Origin of the sequence: uncultured Methylobacterium sp. (assembly GCF_964251405.1) — a bacterium.
Lineage (GTDB): Bacteria > Pseudomonadota > Alphaproteobacteria > Rhizobiales > Beijerinckiaceae > Methylobacterium.
Genome location: NZ_CAXUJR010000059.1, coordinates 5,442 through 10,023, shown reverse-complemented (window position 1 = coordinate 10,023; position 4,582 = coordinate 5,442). Strand labels below are relative to the sequence as shown.

The 4,582-nt window shown below is 66.0% G+C and carries 5 protein-coding genes; all 5 read right to left on the bottom strand.

Features of this window, described 5'->3' with window-relative positions:
• Window positions 1-120 precede the first annotated feature (120 nt).
• On the bottom strand, window positions 121-210 hold the full coding sequence (gene pqqA, locus ACFE7U_RS11785; RefSeq protein ID WP_299656695.1) for a pyrroloquinoline quinone precursor peptide PqqA: 90 nt from the start codon (window positions 208-210) through the stop codon (window positions 121-123).
• Window positions 211-281: 71 nt separating this feature from the next.
• A complete protein-coding gene (gene pqqA, locus ACFE7U_RS11780; protein ID WP_109951178.1) occupies window positions 282-371 on the bottom strand; it encodes a pyrroloquinoline quinone precursor peptide PqqA in 90 nt (29 codons plus the stop codon).
• A gap of 371 nt (window positions 372-742) precedes the next feature.
• On the bottom strand, window positions 743-1,444 hold the full coding sequence (locus ACFE7U_RS11775) for a YidB family protein (RefSeq protein WP_375409917.1): 702 nt from the start codon (window positions 1,442-1,444) through the stop codon (window positions 743-745).
• Between the two features lie 78 nt (window positions 1,445-1,522).
• On the bottom strand, window positions 1,523-1,873 hold the full coding sequence (locus ACFE7U_RS11770) for a hypothetical protein (protein WP_375409916.1): 351 nt from the start codon (window positions 1,871-1,873) through the stop codon (window positions 1,523-1,525).
• A 93-nt stretch (window positions 1,874-1,966) separates the two neighbouring features.
• Window positions 1,967-4,582, bottom strand: a 2,616-nt coding sequence (gene uvrB, locus ACFE7U_RS11765) for an excinuclease ABC subunit UvrB (RefSeq protein ID WP_375409915.1), incomplete at its 5' end; no start/stop codon positions are given.

Here is a 4,582-nt window from a genome sequence, read left to right as displayed (position 1 = left end):
CTTCCATGCCGACGCAAACTTCTTGAACGATGGGGGCAGACCACTTCATGGCGAATTCCTCAGTCTATTGATGGATGGGACTCGGGATCAGAAGAGCGCTCCCGTAGGAACGCCACTACCTTAGTTGAAGGTATCGATCTCGGCGGACTCGTAGCTGGTGACTTCCATGCCAACGCAGATCTCGGAAACGATGGGGGCAGACCACTTCATGGCGAATTCCTCGGGTTCAAAATTAACAGGATCTAGGCTTCACACTGCGTTCCTGGAGGGACATCGACACCTCAGTTGAAGGTATCGATCTCGGCCGACTCGTAGCTGGTGACTTCCATGCCGACGCAAACTTCTTGAACGATGGGGGCAGACCACTTCATGGCGAAACTCCTTCTCGCTGACCACCATGATATAGGCGATGTGTTGGGCGCAATACAAGCGGGCGCTACACTTATATTTCTCATATGATCGCAGAAAAATGTAGCTCACCGCCGCAGAACCGGATCTATAGTGCAGGAAGCAAGGGGCCGGTTCGAAATTGGCCGTTGCCGGAGCATGACCTCGGCTGAATGATTCCGTGTCCGCTGCCGAGCGGTTGCTGCCGAATGGTGACAGCCGGTTTGAGGCGGCAGGCCGCACGGTCCGGCGCTCTGGCGAGGTGCATCTTGGGCCGCGTCCGTGGGATTCGAAACCGCCCTCTCGCTCACGATAGCCGGGCCGTCCTTCCTGGCGACCGAGAGATGTCGGAGGGCTACCAGCCGCGCTGGTCCTCCGGCGTCGGCCGGCGGCCCTGTGGCGTCAGGCCGTCGATGACGCCGGGCAAGGCTTGAGCGAGCTGCGACAGCAGCGTGTTGCGGTCGAGCCCGGTCTGGCTAGCGAGGCTGTCCACGGTCTGAGGACCGAGGGCTTCCCCCAGCCGGTTCGGCTCCACCGGGTGGTTCTGGCCGGTGCCGATCCAGGACTCCATCACATCGCCGAGGCCGCCGCGTTGGAACCGATCGATCAGTCCATCGAGCCCGCCCTGCGAATCCCCCGGTTCGCGGTCGAGACCGGAATAGGGTCCGGCGCCGGAATCATTCCCACGCGGGTTGGAGGACGGGCCGCCTGGGCCGTCGAGCATTCCTGCTAGATCGCCGAAACCACCGCCTTCGTCCCGCTGCCCGCCGCGTTGACGGTCCTGCCCGAAGCCGCCGAGATCGCTGTCGTCCCGGCCGACGGAAGGCTCGTGCTGTGGTGTCTGGCGTCCCCCGCCGCCGAAGATGTCTCCCAGGCCCCCGCTCATGCCCTTCTGCATGAGCAGCATCAGGAGAGCCTGGACGATGGGCGAGACCGCGCCCCCCATCCCGCTCCCCATGCCGCCCCCGCCGCCCATGCCTCCGCCTTGCGGGTGACCGCGGCCTCCGCCGAGAACCTGTCCGAGTACGCCGCCGATGACCTGATCGAGCAGACCCATGATCGCAACTCCTCTGCTGGTCGTGCCAGCGCCTCGTTCACCAACGGCCCTGCCGGATGGCAGGGTGTCAGTCCGCTGCTAATCGCTTCTGCCGCCGCCAGTGCCGGAGCGATCCCTGGCGGGCAGGTGGTCAAGGGGATTGGTGTAGCTGGTCTTGCCCTTGCGGTCGGACGCCACGATCGCGGTGGACGACGTGATGGCTTCCGGGGGCGCGACCTGTCCGACCGGCTTGTCGCCTTCGCGTTGGCGCTCGGCCGAATCGGGGAGGGTTGCGGGCGTCGGCTGGTCGCGCCGGCTCTCGACGGTTTGAGCTTCGGCCGAAGTCGTAACAAGCGGCAGGGCTGCGAGGACGGCCGCCGCCACTCCCGCCAGGAACAGCACGACCCGCACCGAACCGGCGCGGGGGCGAAAAGCGGAATGCGCGGTCATCGGCTCCTCCATCAACACGAGAGCGGCGCGACGGCGACGCGGACCATGAAGGAAAGCCGAGGAGGCACTCGCGGTTCCAGCCCGATCGGGCTTTCAGTCACGCGCGCGTGAACCGCCGCTGCCGCGGCCGCGATATTTCGGCTTCTGCCCGCCCAGTCCCTGTGTCGAGCGCGCCTTGGGCCGTTCCTGCCAGACCGGGGCCTCGCCGCCCACGGGCAGTTCGCGGTCGGTGCCCGGACCCATGTTGTCGAGGCTGGGCTTCGAGATCCGGCTGCGCTTCGCACCATACTTCCCGGCATCGCGCTCGACATCGCCCTGGCGGGCCATGGGATCGCCGGCGACGAGGAGCTCGGTCGCCTGCAGCCGCTTGAGTTCGTCGCGCAGGCGGGCGGCTTCCTCGAAGTCGAGGTCGGCGGCCGCCGTGCGCATGCGCTTCTCGAGATCAGCCATCACGGCCTTGAGGTTGTGGCCGATCGTGATGGCATTCTTGGCAAGCCCGGTATCCACCTGGACGTGGTCGCGCTCGTATACGCTGTCGAGAATGTCGGCGATCCCGCGTTTCACGCTCTGCGGCGTGATGCCGTGTTCGACGTTGTAGGCGACCTGCTTGGTGCGACGTCGCTCCGTCTCGGCCATCGCCCGCTCCATCGAGCCGGTGATCTGGTCGGCGTAGAGAATACAGCGGGCATCGGCGTTGCGGGCGGCGCGGCCGATGGTCTGGATCAGCGATGTCTCGGAGCGCAGGAAGCCCTCCTTGTCGGCGTCGAGGATGGCGACAAGGGCGCATTCGGGAATGTCGAGCCCTTCGCGCAGCAGGTTGATGCCGATGAGCACGTCGAAGGCGCCCAGCCGCAGGTCTCGGATGATCTCGATGCGTTCGAGCGTGTCGATGTCGGAGTGCATGTACCGCACGCGGACATTGTTCTCGTGCAGGTACTCGGTGAGGTCCTCGGCCATCCGCTTCGTGAGCGTGGTGACGAGGGTGCGGTACCCGGCCTGGGCGACCTCGCGGACTTCCCCGAGGAGGTCGTCGACCTGGCTGCGGGCAGGGCGGATCTCGATGACGGGGTCAACGAGGCCGGTCGGCCGGATGACCTGCTCGGCGAAGACGCCGCCGGTCTGCTCCATCTCCCATTTCGAGGGCGTGGCCGAGACGTGGATCGATTGCGGCCGCATCGCGTCCCATTCCTCGAAGCGCAAGGGCCGGTTGTCGAGGCAGGAGGGCAGGCGGAAGCCGTATTCGGCCAAGGTCGCCTTGCGACGGAAGTCGCCCTTGTACATGCCGCCGATCTGCGGGACCGTGACGTGGCTCTCGTCGGTGAAGACGATGGCATCGTCTGGCAGGTATTCGAACAGCGTCGGCGGCGGCTCGCCGGGTTTCCGCCCGGTGAGATAGCGGGAATAGTTCTCGATGCCGTTGCAGGCTCCGGTCGCCTCGATCATCTCGATGTCGAAGGTGCAGCGCTGCTCGATGCGCTGGGCCTCGATCAGGCGGCCCATCTTCGTCAGCTCGTCGACGCGCAGCTTCAGCTCGGTCTTGATGCCCTTCACCGCCTGCTGCAGCGTCGGGCGCGGCGTCACGTAATGCGAGTTGGCGTAGACCTTCACGAACTTCAGATCGTTGATGGTCTTGCCGGTGAGCGGATCGAACTCGGTGATCTTCTCGATCTCGTCGCCGAACAGGCCGATGCGCCAGCCGCGGTCTTCCAAGTGGGCGGGCCACAGCTCGATCACGTCGCCGCGCACCCGGAAGGTGCCGCGGGCGAAGTCGGACTGGATGCGCTTGTATTGCAGCGCGACAAGGTCGGCCACGAGCTGGCGCTGCTCGATACGCTCGCCGAGCGAGACCGTGAACGACATTGCCGTGTAGGTCTCGACCGAACCGATTCCGTAGATGCAGGAAACCGACGCGACGATGATGACGTCGTCGCGCTCCAGCAGCGCGCGGGTGGCGGAATGGCGCATGCGGTCGATCTGCTCGTTGATCGAGCTCTCTTTCTCGATGAAGGTGTCCGAGCGCGGCACGTAAGCCTCGGGTTGGTAGTAGTCGTAGTACGAGACGAAGTACTCCACCGCGTTGTCGGGGAAGAAGCTCTTGAACTCGCCGTAGAGCTGGGCGGCCAGCGTCTTGTTGGGGGCGAGGATGAGGGCCGGGCGCTGCGTTGCCTCGATCACCTTCGCCATGGTGAAGGTCTTGCCGGAGCCGGTGACGCCGAGGAGGACCTGATCGCGCTCGCTCTTGCGGACGCCGTCCACGAGCTCGGCGATGGCGCGGGGCTGGTCGCCGGCGGGCTCGAACTCGGATTGGAGGCGGAACGGAACGCCGCCCTCGGATTTCTTCGGACGTTCGGGGCGGTGCGGCGCCCAGTTCTTGCCGTCCTTGAACAGCGGGTTGCCCTCGGTGAGCAGCCGCGAGAGGGCGTCGACCGTGGCGGACACGCCGTCGGCGGCCAGCGAGGTGTCACCGTCCTCGGACGGCGCATCCTCCGGACCCTTCAGGCCGAGGGCGGCCGCAAGGCGCGGATCGACATCGGCGGCGCTGCCATGGGCGAAGCTCGCCTGCGGGGCCTCACCGAAGCCGCCCAGACCCTTGCGCGATCTCCCAGGCGAAGCCGCTTCGGGAGTGGGCGCCCGATTGCGGTTGAGGGCGGGGCTCAACAGCTCGGCCAGGAATGGGTCGAGGGGCTTCAGCTCCGGCTTCGAAGCCTT

What these genes read in the sequence shown, in the direction of transcription:
- ACFE7U_RS11775 (WP_375409917.1), bottom strand. Translation starts at nt 1,444, where the DNA reads ATGGGTCTGCTCGATCAGGTCATCGGCGGCGTACTCGGACAGGTTCTC.
- pqqA (WP_299656695.1), bottom strand. Translation starts at nt 210, where the DNA reads ATGAAGTGGTCTGCCCCCATCGTTTCCGAGATCTGCGTTGGCATGGAA.
- pqqA (WP_109951178.1), bottom strand. Translation starts at nt 371, where the DNA reads ATGAAGTGGTCTGCCCCCATCGTTCAAGAAGTTTGCGTCGGCATGGAA.
- ACFE7U_RS11770 (WP_375409916.1), bottom strand. Translation starts at nt 1,873, where the DNA reads ATGACCGCGCATTCCGCTTTTCGCCCCCGCGCCGGTTCGGTGCGGGTC.